The organism is Microbacterium sp. NPDC096154 (assembly GCF_040302945.1).
Lineage (GTDB): Bacteria > Actinomycetota > Actinomycetes > Actinomycetales > Microbacteriaceae > Microbacterium.
In genome coordinates this window covers 266,482-286,119 of record NZ_JBEOSM010000003.1, presented here as the reverse complement: position 1 = coordinate 286,119, position 19,638 = coordinate 266,482, and the positions used below count along the sequence as shown (strand labels likewise).

The window sequence follows — 19,638 nt, the reverse complement described above, 5'->3', positions numbered from 1 at the left end:
TTGAAGTTGATATCGTGTGACTCAAGTTCGGAACTTGATGGCACTCCACGCAACTTTCAGGAGGAGATCCGGCGATGCCTGACAGCACTCCCTTCGGATTCGGCCAGGACGGCCCCAGCGCGTTCGACGAGTTCCTCGCCCGCTACCTGCAGGGCGAGCGCGCACGCGCCGCACGGTCCGTCGACCTCACCCGCTACCTCAGCGCCCGTACCCAGGAGCTGCTGCAGAGGGCGGGGCGCTATGCGCTGCGGCGCGGCCAGCGGGAGCTCGACGCGCTGCACGTGCTGCGCGTGCTCGCCGACGACCCGACCGTGGCCGAGGCGATCGCGCGCATCGGCGCCGACCGTGCCGCCGTGGCAGCCGCCGCCGAGCAGCGCCTGCCGCAGCCCGGCGCTCCGGCCGACATCGACGGCGCGGTCGTCACGCCCGCGGTTCAGCGCACGCTGTTCCACGCGTTCCAGGTGGCGCGGTCGTCGGGCTCGACCTACATCGACCCCGAGCACGTCTTCTTCGCGCTCGTGCTGGCGCAGGACACCCCGGCCGGGCAGATCCTGTCGTCGGCCGGCGTCACCGCCGAGGCGCTCACCCAGGGCGTGCGCGAGACCATCGCCGCGGGCGGCGAGGCCCCGACCGAGGCGTCGCCCGAGCAGGCCACCGGCATGCTCGAGACCTACGGCACCGATCTCACCCAGCGCGCCCGCGACGGCCTGCTCGACCCCGTGATCGGCCGCGACTCCGAGATCGAGCAGACCATCGAGATCCTGTCGCGTCGCACCAAGAACAACCCCGTGCTGGTCGGCGAGGCCGGCGTCGGCAAGACCGCCGTCGTGGAGGGGCTGGCCCGCGCGATCGTCGCGGGCGCGGTGCCCGAGCAGCTGCACGACAAGCGCGTGATCGCGCTCGACCTCGCCGCCATGCTGGCCGGCACGCGCTACCGCGGCGACTTCGAGGAGCGACTCACCAAGACCGTCGAGGAGGTGGCCGAGCACAGGGACGAGGTCATCCTGTTCATCGACGAGATCCACACGCTCGTCGGCGCCGGCGGCGCGGGTGACGGCGCCATGGACGCGGGCAACATCCTGAAGCCCCGCCTCGCGCGCGGCGAGCTGCATCTCGTGGGCGCGACGACCCTGAAGGAGTACCGCGCGATCGAGAAGGACGCCGCGCTCGAGCGCCGCTTCCAGCCCGTGCGGGTGGGTGAGCCCTCGGTGACGGATGCGATCCAGATCCTGCACGGCCTGCGCGAGGCGTATGCGCAGCACCACCGCGTGACGTACACGGATGACGCCCTGCGGGCCGCGGTCGAGCTGAGCGACCGCTACCTGACGGAGCGGGTGCTGCCCGACAAGGCCATCGACCTGATCGACCAGGCCGGCGCCCGACTGCGGCTGCGCCTCGGCGCACCGGCCGACGTGAGCGCGCTGATGGAGCGCCTGGCCACCCTGGAGGCGGAGAAGAACGCCGCCGTCGCCGCCGAGCACTACGAGGACGCCTCCCGCCTGCGCGACGAGATCGCCGACGTGCAGCGCCGCATCGACGAGGCGGCATCCGGCACGGTTCCCGCGGTCGTCGACGAGCCCGAGATCGCGGCCGTGGTCAGCCGTGCGACGGGCATCCCCGTGGCGCGGCTCACGGAGACCGAGCGCGAGCGTCTCGCGGGTCTGGAGGACGAGCTGCACCGGCGCGTGATCGGCCAGGACGACGCGGTCACGGCGGTGGCCAAGGCCGTGCGCCGAAGCCGCACCGGCATGGGCGATGCGCGCAGGCCGGTCGGCTCCTTCCTGTTCCTCGGGCCGACGGGCGTGGGCAAGACGGAGCTCGCCAAGGCGCTCGCGGCGAACCTGTTCGACGACGAGGGCGCCATCGTGCGCTTCGACATGAGCGAGTTCGGCGAGCGTCACACCGTGGCGCGCTTGGTCGGCGCCCCTCCCGGGTACGTCGGCTACGACGAGGCGGGTCAGCTCACCGAGCGCGTGCGCCGCAACCCGTACTCGATCGTGCTGTTCGACGAGATCGAGAAGGCGCACCCCGACGTGTTCAACCTGCTGCTGCAGGTGCTCGACGATGGGCGCCTGACCGACGGCCAGGGCCGCACGGTCGACTTCCGCAACACGGTCATCGTGATGACCTCGAACCTGGGGTCGGAGTTCCTGGCCTCGCGTGCCGGCGCGATCGGGTTCACGACGGGCGGCCGCGAGTTCGACGACGACGACCTGCGCGCCCGCGTGATGGGACGCCTGCGTGAGTCGATGCGACCGGAGTTCCTGAACCGGATCGACGAGATCGTGCTGTTCCGCAAGCTGGAGAAGCCGCAGCTGCGTGAGATCGTGTCGCTCCTGCTCGGCGCCACCCGTGCGCGGCTCGCTGCCCGGGAGGTGTCGCTCGAGGCCACGCCCGCGGCGATCGAGTGGCTGGCCGAGCACGGCTACGAGCCGGAATACGGCGCCCGCCCTCTGCGCCGGCTGATCCAGCGCGAGGTCGACGACCGCATCGCGGACCTCTTCGTCTCGGGCGCGCTGGGCGACGGAGGCGCCGTGCGGCTCGACGCCCGTGACGAGCGGCTCGTGGTCGAGCCAGCCGCGCTCGCCGTCGCGGCCTGACTGCCCCGAAGCCCCGGAGACATGTTCTCCGGGGCTTCGCCGTGTCGGCGGCGCGTGGCACGATGCGACCATGGAGCAGCGGATCAGTTTCGTGACTCTCGTGGTCGAGAACGTCGAGGCGAGCACGGCGTTCTACGTCGACGGGCTCGGGTGGGAGCCGGAGCTGCACGTCGCGGGCGAGGTGCTCATGCTGCGGATGGGGGAGAAGCTCATCCTGTCGCTGTGGGATCGGACGGCGGCCGAGCACGAGATCGGGCCGGTGACCTCGGGCGGGACGCCGCCCCTGACGCTCGCGCACAATGTGGCGGATGAGGAAGCGGTCGACGCCGCGATCGCCGAGGCGCGAGCGGCGGGCGCGACGATCGTCGCCGAGCCGCAGAGGCGCGAGTGGGGCGGATACTCCGGCTACTTCGCCGACCCCGACGGCTATCGGTGGGAGGTCGCGCACAACCCCGGTCCCGTCGGGCAATCGGTGCTGCCGTAGCCGGCGCGGGCTCAGCCGTGCGGCCAGGCAGCGAGAGCGCGCTCGATCGCACGGCGGCTCGCAGCGTCGGTGCGCTCGATCAGCTCGACCACCGGCACGCGGGTCTTCGCCGAGCGCGCCGCGGGCAGGCGCCACGTTCCCACCACAACGCCATCGACGAGCACGGCGGGTCGGAACACGCCGTTGCCACCCGGCACGAGGGCATCCATCGTCTCGGCGCTCGCCACGAGCGAGCGGTCGCCGTAGCCCAGGATCCATTCGTCGAATGCCGGCACGAGCGTGACCCCTGAGGCGACGGGCGCATCCGGCTCGCCGATCACCCATGCGGGGCTCCCGTCGACGTTCACCTCGACGAGGTCGTCGATGAGCGCCGCGGCCTGCCGCAGCGCGGTCTTCGGCAGCTTGAACCACCACGCCGCGTCGTCGGGGGTGACCGGCCCTCGTGCCGTGACATATCCGCGCAGCAGGCCGGCGAGAGAGGCCGGTTCGGGGGTCGCCTCGTCAGCATCGGCAGGGGGTGACGGCACCAGCAGCTGCTCCGGCCCCGCGAACGGGCCCCAGTGCATCAGACCTCCGACCGCGAGGTGGAACAGCAGGTGGTAACCGCGCCCGCCGCTCGTGGCGATTCCGTCGGCCTCCCACAGTGCGAGCGCCTCGGCGCGCGTGCGCGGCGCATCCCGGAGCGCGTCGGACAGGATGGCTCGGGCTCGGTCGATCGTGGCGTCGTCGAGCCCGAGCTGTTCGCGTCGGCGGACGGCCGAGCGGTGCGTGCGCGCGGCCGTGCGGCGCAGGAGGGCCGCGAGGTGCGCGGGTGTCGTGGCGAAGAGGGTGCCGCGCATCGGCCAGGACCGCACCAGGATTCCTGCATCGAACGCCGCCCGCACGTCGTCGACCGTGGTGCCCGGACGGGAGCGGATGGCGACGGCGCGCAGCACGGCGGGCAGATCCTGCCCCTGCAGTGCGACCGCCCGGTCGACCACCGCGGCGGGGGAGAGCTGGGAGCCGCCCATCAGCTGCGCCGACCACCGCAGGCGGCGTGCGTCGGCGCGGGAGAGATCCATGCCGCACACGCTATCCCCAGCCGCCGACGTGGCGCGGCGGGTGCGGGGTGGTGGTGCTCGCTGCCCCAGGGGCGTGTCCCGGTTGTGGCCGGAATGGCGGGTGGATTCGGGCGAGAAGTGGGACATGGGGGCCCGGGGGTGTGGGGGCGTGTCCCGGTTGTGGCCGGAATGGCGGGTGGATTCGGGCGAGAAGTGGGACATGGGCCATGCGCTGCCGGACGGTGCCAGGATCGAGGCATGAGCTCCGATTCCCTCGAAAGCGATCCCCTCGACGCCGCACCGCTCGACGCCGCACCGCTCGACGCCGCACCGCTCGACGCCGCGCCCGCCGCCGAGCGCTTGGACACCCATCGTGTCGCGATCGGCATCGCCGCCGCGGCGGGCGCTCGCGTGGCCGAGCGCATCGCCCCGCTGATCGAAGAGGCGGACCTGGGAGCGCTGTGGGTCAACGAGACGCCGGGCCACAACGCGCTCGAGGTGGCCGCGGCAGCCGCCCGGGCGACGAGCCGGATGCGCGTCGCGACCGGCGTCATCCCGGTCGACCGCCGATCGACAGGCGAGCTGCTCGGCGACATCGATCGCCTCGCGCTGCCCCCCGACAGGCTGACCCTCGGCATCGGGTCGGGCGCCGCTCGCACGGGCGTGCTGGAGCTCATGAACGAGGCGATCGCCGAGCTGCGGGCCGCGTTCGCCGGGGAGATCACGCTGGGCGCGCTCGGGCCGCGCATGCGCCGGCTCGCAGCCGAGCGCGCGGATGGCGTCGTGCTGAACTGGCTCACGCCGGACGCGGCGACCGCGCAGGCCTCCGAGCACCACGAGGCGGCAGCGCACGGGCGCGTGACGCTCTACGTGCGCACCGCAGGCGAGGAGGGCGCCGTCGCGCGGCTGGAGGACGAGGCCGAGCGCTACGGCCGCATCCGGTCGTATGCCGCCAACTTCGAGCGTCTCGGGTTCGGCCCGCTCGACACGGTCATCCTGCCGGGCACGGCGCGGGAGCGCGTGCGCGCATACCTCGGAGCGGTCGACGAGGTGGTGCTGCGCGCCGTGGTGCCGGGCGACGACATCGACGACTACGTGCGCTTCGTCGAGCGGGTCACCGACGACATCCGGTGACCCGCTCGAGCGGAGCGCGGGTCAGCGGCGCGCGGCGTACTGCTCGCGGATGACCGGCCGGGTGTCGCGAGCCGGCTCGGCCGAGAGCGAGACCGGCCAGGCCGGGCGCTCGCCCGTCAGGGCCCACGCCGCCTGCACGGCCGCACCGGCGGCCACGTACTCGCCGGGCTCCGGCACCACGACCGGCGCGTCGAACACCTGCGCCGCGATCGCCGCGACGGCGGGGTTCTGCGCTGCACCGCCCACGAGCAGGATGCGCTCGGCCGTCACGCCGTGGCGGCGGACGGCGTCGAGTCCGTCGGCCAGGCCGGAGAGCATGCCCTCGACCGCGGCGCGCGCGAGAGTTTCGCGCGTCGTGGACGCGAGCGTCATGCCGAACAGCGTGGCGGTGGCATCCGGCAGGTTCGGGGTGCGCTCGCCCTCGAAGTAGGGCTGCAGCACGAGGCCCGCAGCGCCGGCGTCGGCCGCGAGTGCCAGGCGGCCGAGCTCGTCGTGGTCGACGCCGAGCAGGCGCGCGATCGCGTCGAGCACGCGCGCCGCGTTGAGCGTCGCGACCAGCGGCAGATACAGGCCGGACGCGTCGGCGAAGCCCGCGACGGCTCCGCTCTCGTCGCGCACGGGTGCGTCCGTCACGGCGAACACCGTGCCGGACGTGCCGATCGAGACCACCACGTCGCCCGACGCCGCCCCGAGGCCCAGCGCTGCCCCCGCGTTGTCGCCGCATCCGGGGCCGACGACGATGCCGTCCGCGAGCGATCCGGCGCCGCCTGTCACCGACTCGGACGGGCCCAGCACGCGCGGCAGCACGACGTCCGTCGCGTCCCGGCGCAGCGCGAGCGACAGCAGCTCGCGGTCGTACTCGCCCGACGCGCCGTCGAAGTACGCCGTGCCGCTCGCGTCGGAGCGATCGGTGACCAGCTCGTCGAGCACGGGGCCGAGGGGCGACTCGTGCTGCGGCCCGTACCCGCGCAGGCGCCACGTGAGCCAGTCGTGCGGCAGCGCCACGGCCGCCACGCGAGCGGCGTGTGCGGGCTCGGCGTCGGCGAGCCAGCGCAGCTTCGTCGCGGTGAACGACGCGACCGGCACCACGCCGGTGCGGCGCGCGAACTCGGCGGCGCCGACCTCGCGGGCCAGGGCCGCCGCGGCATCGGCCGAGCGGGTGTCGTTCCACAGCAGCGCGGGCCGGATGACCCGCCCGTCGATGTCGAGCGCCACCATCCCATGCTGCTGGCCGCCCACCGAGACGGCGGCGACATCCGCGAGCCCGCCGGCCTGCGCCAGCGCCTCCTGCAGCGCGTCCCACCAGAACCCCGGGTCGACCTCCGTGCCGTCGGGGTGGCCGGCCCGGCCTTGCCGCACGACCGCACCGGTCTCGAGATCCCGGATGACGACCTTGCAGCTCTGCGTCGAGCTGTCTACTCCTGCGACGAGCGTCATCGCTCTCCTTCTTCCATCAGACGCGGGTGTGCCCCGGCCCGGCGCCATCACGGGGATGAGCGCGCCGAACCGGGGCAGGAGGGGACTGCGCTCAGCGGGCCCCGAGCAGGTGCTCGGTGGCGAGCTGCTGCAGGCGCACGAAGCCGAAGCCCTTGCCGTTGAGGTACGAGGCGGCATCGAAGTCCTCGAACGCGGCGCGGTCGGCGACCAGGTCGGCGACGGTCTCGCCCTCGTTCAGCGTGGGCTGCGCGAGCTGGTCGAGCTTGGCGGCCTTGAGCGCCTCCTGCACCTCGGCGTCGGCGCGGAACGCCCTGGCGCGCTCCTTGAGCAGCAGGTAGGTGCGCATGTTGGCCTCGGCCGACGCCCACACGCCCGTCTCGTCCTCGGTGCGCGAGGGCTTGTAGTCGAAGTGACGCGGGCCGTCGTACGCCGGACCGCCGTTCGGGCCGCCGTTCTCGAGCAGGTCGACCAGCGCGAACGCGTTGTGCAGATCGCCGTGGCCGAACACCAGGTCCTGGTCGTACTTGATGCCGCGCTGGCCGTTGAGGTCGATGTGGAAGAGCTTGCCGTGCCACAGCGCCTGCGCGATGCCCGCCTGGAAGTTCAGGCCCGCCATCTGCTCGTGGCCCACCTCGGGGTTGAGGCCCACGAGCTCGGGGTGCTCGAGCTCGTTGATGAAGGCGAGCGCGTGGCCGACGGTCGGCAGCAGGATGTCGCCGCGCGGCTCGTTCGGCTTGGGCTCGATCGCGAAGCGCAGGTTGTAGCCCTTGTCGAGCACGTACTGGCCGAGGAAGTCGACGGCCTCCTTGTAGCGGTCCAGCGCGAGGCGGATGTCCTTGGCGGAGTCGTACTCGGCGCCCTCGCGGCCGCCCCACATGACGTAGGTCTCGGCGCCGAGCTCGGCGGCGAGGTCGATGTTGCGCAGCACCTTGCGGATGGCGAAGCGGCGCACGTCGCGGTCGTTCGACGTGAAGCCGCCGTCCTTGAAGACCGGGGCGCTGAAGAGGTTGGTGGTGGCCATCGGCACGACGAGGCCGGTGTCGGCGAGGGCCTGCTTGAGGCGGTCGATCTGCGTCTGGCGCTCGGCATCGGTCGAGCCGAACGCGAACAGGTCGTCGTCGTGGAACGTCAGGCCGTAGGCGCCGAGCTCGGCCAGCTTCTCGACCACGTGCACGACGTCGAGCGCCGCGCGGGTCGGGCCGCCGAACGGGTCGGTGCCGTTGTAGCCGACGGTCCAGAGACCGAACGAGAACTTGTCGTCCTTGGTGGGGATGAGCGACATGGTGCGAGACCCGCTTTCAGCGTCGTCGGTGAATTGTTGCGGAACCGAACATATCAAGCGATCGCCGGTGTCGCAACGGAGGGCGGCAGGGTCACAGCACGCCCCCAGCCGCATCGAACCCGGATGCGCGCGCCGGCTCCGGCTCGAAAGTTTCGAGGGCTATCGTCGTCCCATGGCGGAACCGTCCACGCGCCCCACCCTGGCCCGGATCGCCGAGGAGGCAGGCGTCTCGCTCGCGACGATCTCCAAGGTGCTGAACGGGCGGGCCGACGTCGCGCCCGGAACGCGCCACCGGGTCGAGGAGCTGCTCGCGACGCACCAGTACCGCCGGCGCGGAGCGGGCGGCGCGCACGCACCCCTGATCGAGCTGGTCTTCCACGAGCTGCACAGCGGATGGTCGATGGAGGTCATCCGGGGCGTGCAGCAAGCGGCCGATGAGAACGGGCTGGCGGTCGTGCTGACGCGGAGCGGCACGCGACACGCGCCCGGCGCGGAGTGGATCGGCGGGGTCATCGCGCGTCGCCCCGAGTGCGTCGTTCTCGTCTTCTCGGAGATCCCGGCCGCGATGCGCGAGACGCTCGCGGCGCGCGGCATCCCGTTCGCCGTGGTCGACCCCGCGGGGGATCCCGCGCCCGACGTGCCCGCCGTCGGGTCGGCGAACTGGGCCGGCGGACTCGCGGCCGTGCGTCACCTCATCGAGCTCAGGCACCGGAGGATCGCGGTCATCAGCGGACCGACCGACATGATGTGCTCGCACGCGCGCGTGGACGGCTATCGCGCCGCCATGACGGCCGCCGGGCTGCCGATCCGGAACGAGTGGATCCGGTACGGCGACTTCCACACGACGGGCGGTGCCGAGGGGGCCCGTCGGCTGCTCGCGCTCGACGAGCCGCCCACCGCGATCTTCGCGGGCAGCGACCTGCAGGCCCTCGGCGTGTACGAGGTGGCGCGCGAGCGCGGGCTGCGCATCCCCGAGGATCTCTCCGTCGTGGGCTACGACGACCTGCCGTTCGCCGAATGGCTCAGCCCGCGGCTCACCACCGTGCATCAGCCGCTCGAGGCCATGGGGCGCGCGGCGGCGCTGCTGGCGATCCGGATCGCGCGCGGCGAGATCCACGACACGCCGCGCCTCGACCTCGCGACGAGCCTCGTGGCGCGGGAGTCGACCGCTCCCATCGGCGCGCGGGCGGGGGAGGCCGGGTGATCCCGCACGTGGCCCGCGCCCAGGGGCGGGGCGACGTCTGCGCGCTGACGTTCGACGACGGGCCCGACCCGCGCGCGACGCCGGCGATGCTCGACTTCCTGGCCGAGCACGGCATCCGGGCCGTGTTCGCCGTGATCGGCGAGAGCATCCTGCGGCCGGGCGGGGCGGACATCCTGAGGCGAACGGTGAGCGAGGGGCACGTGATCTGCAATCACTCGACGTCGTTCGCCGACATGGGCCGGTGGGACGCCGAGCGGGTGCGCGCCGACATGGTCGAGAACCTCCGCATCATCCGCTCGGTGGTGCCGGGGGTGCCGGTGCCGTACTGGCGCGCGCCGAACGGCAGCTGGGGCGAGACCGCAGACGTGGCCGCGGCGCTGGGCATGCGCCCGCTCGCGGTCGTCAACACGATCCGCGACTGGGAGACCCAAGATGTGCCGCTGCTGACGGCGAACCTGCGCGCCGCGATGAAGCCGGGCGAGCTGGTGCTCGCGCACGACGGGGGCGGCGACCGGCGGGGGACTGTCGAGGCGGTGCGGATCGTCGTGACCGAGCGGCTCGCAGCGGGATGGCGGTTCACGCTGCCCGCGTGAGGGGGCGTCGTGGGGGGATCCGAGGCGTCCCGGACGTCACACGGGCCGGGACGGGACGTGCGGATCCGGACGATCAGGCGAGGAAGCGGGCGGCGGTGAGCACGATGATGGCGCCGCCGAGCAGGTAGGGCCCGAGGGCGAGGTGCCGCGCGCGCTTCGTGACCATGAGGGCGAGCGACGCGGGAAGGGCGCACGCGAACGGCGCGGCGCCCGTCGCGAAGACCGCGGGCCAGCCGTGCCATCCGGCCAGCAGACCCAGCGTGACGGCGAGCTTGACGTCACCGAACCCGAGCCCCGCCGGGTGGGCGACGTGCAGGGCCAGGAAGGCTCCGCCGAGGGCGGCGGCGCCGAGCAGCGCCCCGACCCACGCGTCGAGGTCGCGGGGGAGGAGCAGCAGGACCGCCGTCGCCGGGATGAGAGGGATGGTGAGGACGTCGGGCAGGCGGCGCTCGGCGACGTCGATCGCGGCCAGCGGCACCGCGGCGACGGCGGCCAGCACGTAGGCCGGGGCGAGCCACGACGGGCCGCTCGCCCACACGGCCCACGCCGCGGCCAGCGCGGCGGCCACCGCGTGCCACCCGGAGAGCTTGACGAGCTCGTCGCGCAGCCTCGGGCGCGCGTCACACATGACGCACTCGGGAGCCGGGCCCCAGACCCCATGCCGCGAAGCTGCCCGGCGGGGCCTCGAGCACCGACCGTGCACCCGGCATCGGACCCGCCACGCGCCAGGGGTGCAGACGCACGGTGCGCAGCACCCGCCCCTCGGCGTCGAGGAACGCGACGTCGAGCGCGCTGCGCATGAACGCACCGTGCACCGAGGTGCACGGCCGGATGAGCAGCGCGGGAGGCAGCGGCGTGCGCAGAAGCATGCCGCGCAGGCGGTCGGCGAACGATGTGGTCACCAGGAGCGGAGCAGTTTCCCGTGAGTCGACGATGAGCATTCTGCGTTCCATCGGGTGGCCTCCTGGCGGATGAGCGGACGTGACCCCGCGGGTGGGGGTGGCGTCTCGTGCAGATTGCTCGGGGTGAGGGATGGTCGTCATCCCCAGGGCGTCGGCAGGACATCCCGAATGTCACCGGGCACAAGTACCATCCCAATATATGGGGGGAACGATCATCGCCGTCGGGCAGGCGCCCGGGGCGCCGAGCGCCGTCAGGCCGGTGGCGGATGCGCTGCCCGAGATCATCGACGCCGTGCAGTCGGTCGAGGGCGACGTGCTGCTGCTGACACGGGAGCCCGAGGCGCGGCGGCTGTCACGCGCTGCGAGGCTCACCCTGGGCGCGGAGCGCGTCGCGCTGCATCACGCGGACGCGCCGTTGACGGCGTGGGTCCTGGCGCTGCATCTGGTGGAACCGCTCGCCGCGGCCTGGCCGGTCGGCCAGCTGGGTGCCGCCGTGGACGCGGCGCTGCACGCCGTGCGCACGCGGGTCGTGCTGTCGAGCCTCACGACGCTGGAGGCGCCCGCGCCGACGCTCGCTCAGCACCTGACGAGCATGCTTCCGGGCACCGCGTACGAGGTCGACCTCACCGCGGGGACCATCCAGACCGCCCGGACCGCGATGGCGCTCCATGGTCCGACCGCGGTGATCGCGCGCAGCGACCGGCCGGTGCACAAGGCGTATCGCGACTGGCAGCCCCCGGGCCTGGTGCTGCCCGGAGCGCGAGCCGGATGGCGCGCGGCCCGATGGTGCGAGGCGAGCGAGGCGCCGATCCCCGCCGCTGCGCTGAACGACGTGTTCGCGTCGCTGCCCGGCGGGCGCTGCCCCGTGTGCGACCGAGTCGGGTCGTCGAGGTCATGCCTGTTCTGCGATGTGCCGCTGGATGGTGCGGCACCCGATGGATCTGGAGTCACCGTATGAACCCCCGCCAGCGTCGAGGGATCGTCCTGCTTCTGCTCACCGCCGTCTGCGCCGTCGCCGTGTTCCTCGGCGTGCTCACGTACGTCGGCGACGTGTCGTCCCAGGTCGGCCCGATGACCACCGTCGTGAAGCTGACGCAGCCGGTGGATGCGCTCGAGCCCATTGAGGCGGACATGCTCGAGACGGTCGAGATGCCCGAGCGTTGGGCGCCGGCTGGGTCGTTGCGCGACGCCGAGGAGACCACCGGCCTCGTCGCCGCCACGGCGTATGCCGAGGGTGCCGTGCTGCAGCAGGGCATGCTCATCCCGCGACCGGGCGTGCAGCCCGGGTTCCGTGAGGTCGCGATCATGGTGGACGCCGAGACGGGCGTGGCGGGCAAGGTGCATCCGGGGGACCACGTCGACATCATCGCGACGATCGCAGGGAACGAGGGCACGCCCCCGCGGTCCGAGCTCTGGGTCTCCAACGCGCTGGTGCTGGAGGTCGGACTTCCGCAGGAGACCGAGGGGCAGGACGCGACGGGCGCGTTCACGCTGAGCCAGGGCGTGCCCGTGACGTTCGCCCTCAGCACCGCCGAGTCGCTGCGGCTCGCGTACGGGGAGAGCTTCTCCGTCAAGCTGCGCCTCGCGTTGCGCGGCGCGGGGGACGACCAGACGCTGCCCCGGGATGAGCAGGTCTACACCGCACCGGGAGGTCACTGATGGTCACCAACGTCGTCCTCGCCACGGGCAGCTCGACCGTGCGCGACTATCTGGCCAGCATCCTCGCGGAGGTCGAGGCGTTCGAGCTCGGCGCCGTGGTGCCCGATGCCAAGGCCGCGATCGCCGCCCTCGAACGCGCGCCGGAGACCGGGCTCGTGGTCGTGGACGCGGCCGCCGACGACGGTCACGGCCACGCGCTCGCGCGCACCGTGGGCATGGCCGCACCGCTCGTCGGCATCGTGATGCTGGTCGAGGAGGCCACCCCGGCCGCGTTCGCCGCGGCGATGGACATCGGCGCCCGCTCGGTGGTGGCGGTGGGTGCGAGCCTCGACGAGGTGGTCGCGCGGTTCGAGGCAGTCGCCCGGTGGTCGACCTCGGCGCGTGCCGCCATCGAGGCCGACTTCGTGGGCGGACGCGGCGGGCGGGTCGTCGCGGTGGCCGGAGCCAAGGGTGGCGTGGGCGCATCCGTGCTGTCGCTGCTGCTGGGCGCCGTGTCGGTCGGGCGCCGATCGGTCACGGTGGTCGACTTCGACCTCGACGGCGGCGACCTCGCGCCCTACGCAGGCATCCACACGCGGCGGTCGCTGATCGACCTGGCGGAGGTCTCGGGCGAGATCACGGGACGCATGCTGCGGGAGACCTCGTACGACGTGCCAGGAGGGCTGCGCCTCCTGCCGGCCCCGAACGACCCAGAGCGCGGCGAGGAGATGACGCCGACGGCCGCGCGGGCGATCGTGAGCGCCCTGCGCTTCGAGTCGGAGCTGGCGATCCTCGACGTCGGCAGCAGCCTCGACGAGGCGCGGGCATCGGTGCTCGAGCACGTCGACGCAGTGCTGCTGGTCGCGACGCCGGACCTGCCGGCGCTGCGTGCCGCGCGCCGCACGCTGGCCCAGTGGGAGCGCCTGGCGGTCCGCGAGCCCGCGGGCGTCGACCTCGTGCTCAACCGGCGCAGCCGGCAGGATCTCGTGACCGCACAGCTGGTCGAGCGCGTCGTGGAGCGACCCGTCTCGTTCGTCGTCCCGGACGGAGCGGACGCGTTCGAGAACGCGATGAATACCGCGACTCTGCTCGAGTCGTCGACCGGGGTGCACCGTGCCCTGGCGCAGGTCGGCGACAGGCTCGCGGGGCGGAACACGGAGACGGCGGCCGTGGCCGACGTCGCCGGAGCGGACGACGGGCACGAGATCGATCGGCTGCTCACACGCGCCACCGCAAAGCGGACGGGTCGCCGCATGCGCCGGCCCCGGGCCCAAGCGCATACGGAGTCGGGGCAGGCTGCCGTGGAGCTGCCGGCCATCATGGCGCTCGGACTGCTCGTGCTGCTGCTCTGCGGGCAGGCGCTGTTCTGGGCGGGTGGACTGGTCGCCGCGAGATCGGCGGCTGAAGACGGCGCCCGCGTGATCGGGCTCGCCCGGGGTTATGACGCCACGGTCGAGCAGCGTGCGCGCGAGGTCGCGCTCGACGGGCTCCACGATCTCTGGCGCGACGGCTCGCAGGTCGCCGTGACGCCCGACAGCGTGAGCGTGCGTGTGCGCACACCGACAGTGATCCCCGGCGTCGGCCTCGAGGCGTCATCGAGCGCCAACGTCTACCGGGAGCAGGGATGACGGCGGTGCCCACCGCCCACGAGGACGGACAGGGCGCGATCGAGCTCGTGGGGTACGTCCTGCTCGTCGTGCTCGCCGCCGTGCTGTGCGTGCAGGGGGTGTACGCGGCGCAGGCCGCATCGGCGACCCAGGAGGCGGCGCGCAACGGCGCCCGGGCGCTCAGCCTGGGGGAGGACTGGCGCGGGGCCGTCGACCGGACGCTGCCCGACTGGGTGCGTGCCACGGCCGTGAACGGCAGGACGGATGGTCGGCTCGCCCGCGTCGAGGTCATCGCGACGGTGCCGATCGGGGTGGCGGACGTCGGCTTCACCGACCTCCGCTTCAGCCGTGCGGCCGAGTTCCCGGTGGGGAGGTAGCCATGGCCCTCCGGGACAGGCTGGCGCAGCAGCCCGCCAGCACGGATGAGCACGACCTCGTCGCCGCCTACCGCGAGCGGCTGCTCGAAGAGGTGGACGTCGACGAGCTCGCCCGGCTCGCACCGAACCAGCGCCGCGTGCGGCTGGAGCGGGTGCTCTCGCGCATCCTGTCGCTCGACGGGCCGATCCTCAGCGCGCGCGAGCGCGGCTCGCTCGTGCAGCGGATCGTGGACGACGCGCTGGGCCTGGGAGTGCTGGAGCCGCTGCTGGCCGACGAGTCGATCACGGAGATCATGGTGAACGGCCCGCACGACGTCTTCGTCGAGCGCGCCGGTCGCGTAGAGCGGGTTCCGGTGCGGTTCGCGTCGATGGATCAGCTGTACCAGGCGATCGACCGCATCGTGTCGACCGTGAATCGGCGGGTCGACGAGTCGTCGCCGATGGTCGACGCGCGCCTGCCCACGGGCGAGCGCGTCAACGTGATCATCCCGCCGCTGGCGCTCGACGGGCCGACGTTGACCATCCGACGCTTTCCCGCGCCGTATCGCCTCGGCGAGCTGGTCGAGAAGGGCAGCCTCGACCGTGCGACGGCGGCTCTGCTGGGCGCCTGCGTGCGGGCGCGGATGAACGTCATCGTGTCGGGCGGAACCGGATCCGGCAAGACGACGTTCCTCAACGCGCTCTCGGGGCTCATCCCGGATCACGAGCGCATCGTCACGATCGAGGACGCAGCGGAGCTGTCGCTGCAGCAGAGCCACGTGGTGCGCCTGGAGTCGCGGCCGGCCAACGTCGAGGGGCGTGGCGCCGTGACGATCCGCGATCTCGTGCGCAACAGCCTGCGCATGCGTCCCGACCGCATCGTGGTCGGCGAGTGCCGCGGCGGAGAGGCCCTCGACATGCTGCAGGCCATGAACACGGGCCACGACGGCTCGCTGGCCACCGTGCACGCCAACAGCGCCATCGATGCGCTCGGACGCCTCGAGACCCTGGCGTCGATGAGCGACGTCGAGCTGCCGGTCGCCACGCTGCGTGACCAGATCAACTCGGCGGTGGACGTCGTCGTGCAGCTCGAGCGCGGCGTGGACGGCGGGCGTCGCGTGGTCGAGGTGCAGGCCGTGGTCTCGCAGCGGCGCGACGACTACGCGCTCGTGCCGCTCATGACGTTCGAGGCCGAGTCGCTGGGGCCTGACCGCGTCGTGCGGGGCCGCTTCGCGCTGCATCCCGTGCCCGCGGCGCTGCGGGAGCAGCTCGCGCGGGCGGGCGAGGCCGTCGCGGGGCCGGTCGAGGAGGGCGCCGGATGAGCGTCGGAGTGATCGCGCTGCTGCTGCTCGCCACGCTCGTCCTGCTGCTGCTCACGGTCGCGGCGCTGCAGGAGAGCCGGGCGTTCCAACAGCGGATGGTGGAGTCGGCCGATCCGATGCGGGTCGATCGGCACACGCTGCTGGTGCGGCTGGATGAGCGCCTCGCCGGGACGAAGCCGGGGAAGCGGCTCGCGGCGCTGCTCGCGGGAGCCGGGCTCGCGCGGTGGTCGGCGGCCGGTTTCCTGCTCGCGCTGGCGGCCGGGGTGCTGGCGGTCGGGGTGCTCGCACTGCCGTTCCTGGGGCGGATCGGTGCGCTTGTCGCCGCGGGCGCGGTCGTCTTCGGCGTGAAGCGGTGGCTCGACGCCCGGCGGCAAGGACGCGTGGATCGCTTCGTCGCGCAGCTGCCCGAGGTCGCCCGGCTGCTCGCGAACGGCGCGGATGCCGGCCTGGCTGTGCGGCGAGGGATCGAGCTGGCGGCGCGCGAGATGGAGGAGCCCGCGGCGTCGGAGCTGGGGCAGGTGGCCGCCGAGCTGGCGGTGGGGCGCACGCTCGGCGCCTCGCTCGCTGGGCTTTCGGAGCGGCTGCCGTCGCGCGAGCTCGCCGTGCTGGTGCAGACGCTCGTGATCCAGGCGCGCGCCGGCGGCGCGCTCGTCACCGCACTGTCGGGGATCGCAGCGACGCTCGAGGAGCGGCGTCAGCTGCGCCGGGAGATCCGGTCGGCGACCGTCGGGTCGTCGTTCATGGGGTACATGGTCGCGGCCATGGGCATTGGGGCTGTCGTGCTGATGAACGTCCTGAATCCGGGCGTGCTGGATGAGATGTTCGGCAACCTCGTCGGGCAGATCGTGCTGCTCGTGGCGGGCGTGATGTTCGCTTTGGGCTTCCTGCTGATGCGGCGCCTGGGGAAGGTGCCGCTGTGATCGCCCTGGCGCTCGCGCTCGCCGCGTGCGCGGCCGTCGTGATCGGCGTCGGGGCGCTGCGGCTGCTGACGACGACCGGTCTCGAAGACATCGAGGCGCAGTACCGCACGGAGGTCGCTGCGGGGCGCAGCAAGGGGTTCCTCGCGTTGCTCGATGCGGCCGGCAACCTGGCGCTGGGCACCGCCGTGCGGGCATACGGAGCAGAGCGGCTGCGGCGGCTGGACGCCCGCATCCGACGCGCTGGCCGGCCCGACGGGGTGACGGTCACGGTGTACGTCCGTCGCCAGGCGGGGTTCGTGGTGATCGGCGGCGTCGTGATGATCGTGTGCGCGATGGTGGGGATGCCGCTGCCCGGGCTGGTGCTCGCGGCGATCCTCTGCGGCTGGATGCCCTTCTGGCTGTGGAGCGAGGGAAACCGGCGCCAGGCGCAGATCGACCGCGAGCTGCCCGATTTCCTCGATGTGCTGGGCGTCACGGTCACGGCCGGTCTCGGCTTCCGGCAGGCGATCGAGCGGGTGTGCGAGTTCCACGACGGGGCGCTGGCCCAGGAGATGCGCCGCGCGCTGCAGGAGATGGCGGTCGGCGTCTCACGCCGTGAGGCTTTCGTCGGCTTGCGCGAACGCACGCGGTCGGAGGCGGTCGGCACGTTCGTGACGGCGATGCTGCAGGCGGAGGAGCTGGGTGTGCCCCTGGCGGAGGCTCTCGCCTCCATCGCCGCGGATGTGCGCCGCGAGCACGCGGCGCGCGTGCGGCAGCAGGCCGCCAAGGCCGGGCCGAAGGTGTCGCTGGCGATGACGGTGACGGTGCTGCCCGCCGCGCTGCTGCTGATCGTCGCGTCGATGCTCATCGCGAATGCGGAGGCGTTCGGTGGTCTCTTCTGACGCGCGCGGCGCAGGCGGCCAGGTCGCAGGTGGTCAGGGTGCAGGCGGCCAGGGCGCCGAGTTCGCGACGGGCGGCGTCGTGCGCGTGCTGTGCACCGTGCGGCTGCTCGTGCTGGTGCTGGGATCGGTGGACGCGCTGCTCACCCGCGACCCGAGCGTCGCGATCGTCGCGCTGTGCGCCGCGCCGTTCTCGTTCGTGCCGGCGCTGAACTGGCGCACGCGCGGACCGAGGTACTTCCGCAACGGCATCCTGCTCTCGGCCGACCTGCTGGTCACAGCCTTCGTGCTGCTGATGCTGTCGGGCACGTCGCTCATGGCGGCGTACGGTGCCGCGACCGTCGCGCTCTGGGGATCCGCATCGGGGCTGCGCATCGCGTTGCTCATGTCGGTGCCGGTGGTGCTGCTGCTCGTGCCGTGGGCGCAGCTCGGCGCGGGCTGGCGCGGGCCGCTGCTCGGGATGGTCGCAGCCGGCAGCGTCGTCGGGATGGCCTGGGCCGGTCATTCGCTGGGAGTCAGCCTGCGTCGCGAACGCCACACCGCCCTCGAGCTCGCGGCCGAGCGTGAGCAGCGGGCGGCGACGCGGGAGCGACTGCGTATCGCGCGGGACCTCCATGACACCGTCGCCGGGGATCTCGCAGGCATCGCGCTGCTCGTGCGCGGGCTCGCAGGGCAGTGCGCGAACGGGGCGGTGCCCGCGTCGACGGCCGGCCTCGTTCAGCAGCTCGACGCTGCGGCGCAGACGGCACATGAACACACCCGCCTGGCGCTGCGGCAGCTGCGTCGCGCGTCGGTCGATCTGCCCACGGAGCTGCGCGAGATCGCGGCTCGGTGGCGGGATCGGGTCGGTGTGGACGTCGAGTTCGAGGTCGACGACTCGCTGGGCGCCGTCGATGACGAGCTGGCCGCCGATGTCGCGTCGGTGCTGCAGGAGCTGCTCGAGAACGTCCGCAAGCACGCCGCGGCCGAACGGGTGCGGGTCGAGTGCTCGTCGAGCGGGGGCCATGTGCGTCTCGTGGTCGAAGACGACGGCTCGGGGATGGCGGCGCGCCCGGACGATGACGGCCACTTCGGCATCCGAGGCATCCGGGAACGTGCCGACGCGCGGGGAGGCGGCGCGCGCTGGCGGGCCGCGCCGAGCGGCGGCACGCGCGTGGAGGTGGAGCTGCGCGCGACCGCGCGGCCGATGCGGTGGGGAGATGAGGAGGTGCGCGGCTGATGCGTGTGCTGACAGTCGATGACAATCCGATCATCCGGGCCGGCCTGTGCGCCGTGCTCGGGGCATCGCCGACGGTCGGCCAGGTGCTCGAGACGGGCGACCCCGACGAGGCCGTGCGTCTCGTGGAGAGCGGTGAAGCGGATGCCGTGCTTCTCGACGTGCAGATCCCGCGCGTCTCGGGGCTGGAGCTGCTGCCGTCGCTGGTAGCCCACGTGCCGGTGATCATGCTCACCCATGACGAGAACGCCGAGACGCTGGCCGAGGCGATGGCGGCGGGCGCCTTGGGCTACGTCGTGCACGGTTCGCTGGACCCGGAGGGCCTCGTCGACGCCCTGCGCATGTGCGTGCAGGGCAGCACGGTGGTCGCTGGCGCCAGGCCGGCGTGGGGCGGCGGCACCTCTGGCGGTGTGCGGCATGAGCGCGTCGCGCTCACGCAGCGGGAGCGCGAGGTGATGGAGGCGATCGCGCTGGGCATGACGAACCGTGAGATCGCCGCATCGCTGTTCCTGACCGAGAAGACCGTCAAGAACAACATCAACCGCATCTTCGCGAAGCTGCAGGTCGCCAGTCGCGGCGCGGCGATCGCGCGCTGGCGCGGATTGGGGTCCGGTTAGGGCCCACGGGCCCTGGGGGCGGATGCGCCCCATTCATAGGTTCGAAAAGAGGGTGCGGCGGGGGCTGCGCCCCACACGAACGCCTGCGGCGCAGAGCCGCGGACAAGGGGAGAAGACATGAGCTGGATCGACGAGAAGGCCATCCGAGCCAAGGTCGCGATGACCGCCTACGTGGCCGGTGCGCTCGAGCGCATGCGTGGCGATGAGCGGGGCCAGGGGTCTGTGGAGTACGTCGGGATCATCATCGTGGTCGTGGCGATCATCCTCGCCGTGGTCGGCCTTGCATCGGGACTCGGTCAGGTTATCTACGACCAGATCGAGCGCGCCGTCAAAGAGATCGGCAACGTGAGCCCGTAGGCGATGAGCGACGTCCGCGCCGTCTCTCTGAATCGTCGCAGACAGGAGCGG

General features: G+C 72.9%; 20 protein-coding genes. 15 read left to right on the top strand and 5 right to left on the bottom strand.

Features of this window, described 5'->3' with window-relative positions; translation table 11 throughout:
• Positions 1 to 74: 74 nt before the first annotated feature.
• Together ABTW64_RS06010 and ABTW64_RS06005 are read left to right on the top strand one after the other, a co-directional pair.
• Positions 75 to 2,600, top strand: a complete 2,526-nt coding sequence (locus ABTW64_RS06010) for an ATP-dependent Clp protease ATP-binding subunit (RefSeq protein WP_350620268.1) — start codon at positions 75 to 77, stop codon at positions 2,598 to 2,600.
• Between the two features lie 70 nt (positions 2,601 to 2,670).
• On the top strand, positions 2,671 to 3,084 hold the full coding sequence (locus ABTW64_RS06005; protein WP_350620266.1) for a VOC family protein: 414 nt from the start codon (positions 2,671 to 2,673) through the stop codon (positions 3,082 to 3,084).
• Positions 3,085 to 3,095: 11 nt separating this feature from the next.
• Here ABTW64_RS06005 and ABTW64_RS06000 read toward each other — a convergent pair whose 3' ends face one another.
• Positions 3,096 to 4,145, bottom strand: a complete 1,050-nt coding sequence (locus tag ABTW64_RS06000; RefSeq protein ID WP_350620264.1) for a winged helix DNA-binding domain-containing protein — start codon at positions 4,143 to 4,145, stop codon at positions 3,096 to 3,098.
• A gap of 237 nt (positions 4,146 to 4,382) precedes the next feature.
• Between ABTW64_RS06000 and ABTW64_RS05995 the strand changes: the two genes are divergently transcribed.
• The gene (locus ABTW64_RS05995; RefSeq protein WP_350620262.1) at positions 4,383 to 5,258 is read left to right on the top strand and encodes an LLM class flavin-dependent oxidoreductase; all 876 of its coding nucleotides are present in this window, start codon (positions 4,383 to 4,385) and stop codon (positions 5,256 to 5,258) included.
• A gap of 21 nt (positions 5,259 to 5,279) precedes the next feature.
• On the opposite strand, the gene xylB is transcribed toward ABTW64_RS05995, so the two are convergent.
• Together xylB and xylA are read right to left on the bottom strand one after the other, a co-directional pair.
• Complete coding sequence (gene xylB / locus ABTW64_RS05990) at positions 5,280 to 6,695, bottom strand: xylulokinase (protein ID WP_350620260.1); 1,416 nt, start codon at positions 6,693 to 6,695, stop codon at positions 5,280 to 5,282.
• 91 nt (positions 6,696 to 6,786) lie between these two features.
• Positions 6,787 to 7,977, bottom strand: coding sequence for a xylose isomerase (xylA, locus tag ABTW64_RS05985; protein WP_350620258.1), 1,191 nt, complete (start codon positions 7,975 to 7,977; stop codon positions 6,787 to 6,789).
• 172 nt (positions 7,978 to 8,149) lie between these two features.
• Between xylA and ABTW64_RS05980 the strand changes: the two genes are divergently transcribed.
• Positions 8,150 to 9,181 carry a LacI family DNA-binding transcriptional regulator gene (locus tag ABTW64_RS05980; RefSeq protein ID WP_350620256.1) on the top strand — a complete coding sequence of 344 codons (1,032 nt, stop codon included), beginning with the start codon at positions 8,150 to 8,152 and terminating at the stop codon, positions 9,179 to 9,181.
• On the top strand, positions 9,178 to 9,774 hold the full coding sequence (locus tag ABTW64_RS05975) for a polysaccharide deacetylase family protein (protein WP_350620254.1): 597 nt from the start codon (positions 9,178 to 9,180) through the stop codon (positions 9,772 to 9,774). Before ABTW64_RS05980 ends, ABTW64_RS05975 begins: the two co-directional genes overlap by 4 nt.
• A 73-nt stretch (positions 9,775 to 9,847) precedes the next feature.
• Here the strand turns inward: ABTW64_RS05975 and ABTW64_RS05970 are convergent, their stop codons facing one another.
• On the bottom strand, positions 9,848 to 10,402 hold the full coding sequence (locus tag ABTW64_RS05970) for a prepilin peptidase (protein WP_350620252.1): 555 nt from the start codon (positions 10,400 to 10,402) through the stop codon (positions 9,848 to 9,850).
• On the bottom strand, positions 10,395 to 10,727 hold the full coding sequence (locus ABTW64_RS05965; protein ID WP_350620250.1) for a DUF192 domain-containing protein: 333 nt from the start codon (positions 10,725 to 10,727) through the stop codon (positions 10,395 to 10,397). The genes ABTW64_RS05970 and ABTW64_RS05965 overlap by 8 nt, the downstream gene beginning before the upstream one ends.
• Positions 10,728 to 10,875: 148 nt before the next feature.
• On the opposite strand from ABTW64_RS05965, the gene ABTW64_RS05960 reads away from it, so the two are divergent.
• From ABTW64_RS05960 to ABTW64_RS05915, 10 genes are all read left to right on the top strand, one after another.
• The gene (locus ABTW64_RS05960; RefSeq protein WP_350620248.1) at positions 10,876 to 11,634 is read left to right on the top strand and encodes a sensor histidine kinase family protein; all 759 of its coding nucleotides are present in this window, start codon (positions 10,876 to 10,878) and stop codon (positions 11,632 to 11,634) included.
• On the top strand, positions 11,631 to 12,335 hold the full coding sequence (gene cpaB, locus ABTW64_RS05955) for a Flp pilus assembly protein CpaB (protein WP_350620246.1): 705 nt from the start codon (positions 11,631 to 11,633) through the stop codon (positions 12,333 to 12,335). The genes ABTW64_RS05960 and cpaB overlap by 4 nt, the downstream gene beginning before the upstream one ends.
• Positions 12,335 to 13,942 carry a CpaE/TadZ family protein gene (locus tag ABTW64_RS05950; protein ID WP_350620244.1) on the top strand — a complete coding sequence of 536 codons (1,608 nt, stop codon included), beginning with the start codon at positions 12,335 to 12,337 and terminating at the stop codon, positions 13,940 to 13,942. Before cpaB ends, ABTW64_RS05950 begins: the two co-directional genes overlap by 1 nt.
• A 5-nt stretch (positions 13,943 to 13,947) precedes the next feature.
• Positions 13,948 to 14,298, top strand: a complete 351-nt coding sequence (locus ABTW64_RS05945) for a hypothetical protein (RefSeq protein WP_350620242.1) — start codon at positions 13,948 to 13,950, stop codon at positions 14,296 to 14,298.
• A gap of 2 nt (positions 14,299 to 14,300) precedes the next feature.
• A complete protein-coding gene (locus ABTW64_RS05940) occupies positions 14,301 to 15,599 on the top strand; it encodes a TadA family conjugal transfer-associated ATPase (protein WP_350620240.1) in 1,299 nt (432 codons plus the stop codon).
• A complete protein-coding gene (locus ABTW64_RS05935) occupies positions 15,596 to 16,519 on the top strand; it encodes a type II secretion system F family protein (protein ID WP_350620238.1) in 924 nt (307 codons plus the stop codon). Before ABTW64_RS05940 ends, ABTW64_RS05935 begins: the two co-directional genes overlap by 4 nt.
• Positions 16,516 to 17,400 carry a type II secretion system F family protein gene (locus ABTW64_RS05930; protein ID WP_350620236.1) on the top strand — a complete coding sequence of 295 codons (885 nt, stop codon included), beginning with the start codon at positions 16,516 to 16,518 and terminating at the stop codon, positions 17,398 to 17,400. The genes ABTW64_RS05935 and ABTW64_RS05930 overlap by 4 nt, the downstream gene beginning before the upstream one ends.
• Positions 17,387 to 18,616: a sensor histidine kinase gene (locus tag ABTW64_RS05925; protein ID WP_350620234.1), complete on the top strand. Its 1,230-nt coding sequence runs from the start codon at positions 17,387 to 17,389 to the stop codon at positions 18,614 to 18,616. Before ABTW64_RS05930 ends, ABTW64_RS05925 begins: the two co-directional genes overlap by 14 nt.
• Complete coding sequence (locus ABTW64_RS05920; protein ID WP_350620232.1) at positions 18,616 to 19,230, top strand: response regulator transcription factor; 615 nt, start codon at positions 18,616 to 18,618, stop codon at positions 19,228 to 19,230. Before ABTW64_RS05925 ends, ABTW64_RS05920 begins: the two co-directional genes overlap by 1 nt.
• Positions 19,231 to 19,347: 117 nt before the next feature.
• The gene (locus tag ABTW64_RS05915) at positions 19,348 to 19,587 is read left to right on the top strand and encodes a hypothetical protein (RefSeq protein WP_350620230.1); all 240 of its coding nucleotides are present in this window, start codon (positions 19,348 to 19,350) and stop codon (positions 19,585 to 19,587) included.
• The last annotated feature ends 51 nt before the right edge of the window (positions 19,588 to 19,638 follow it).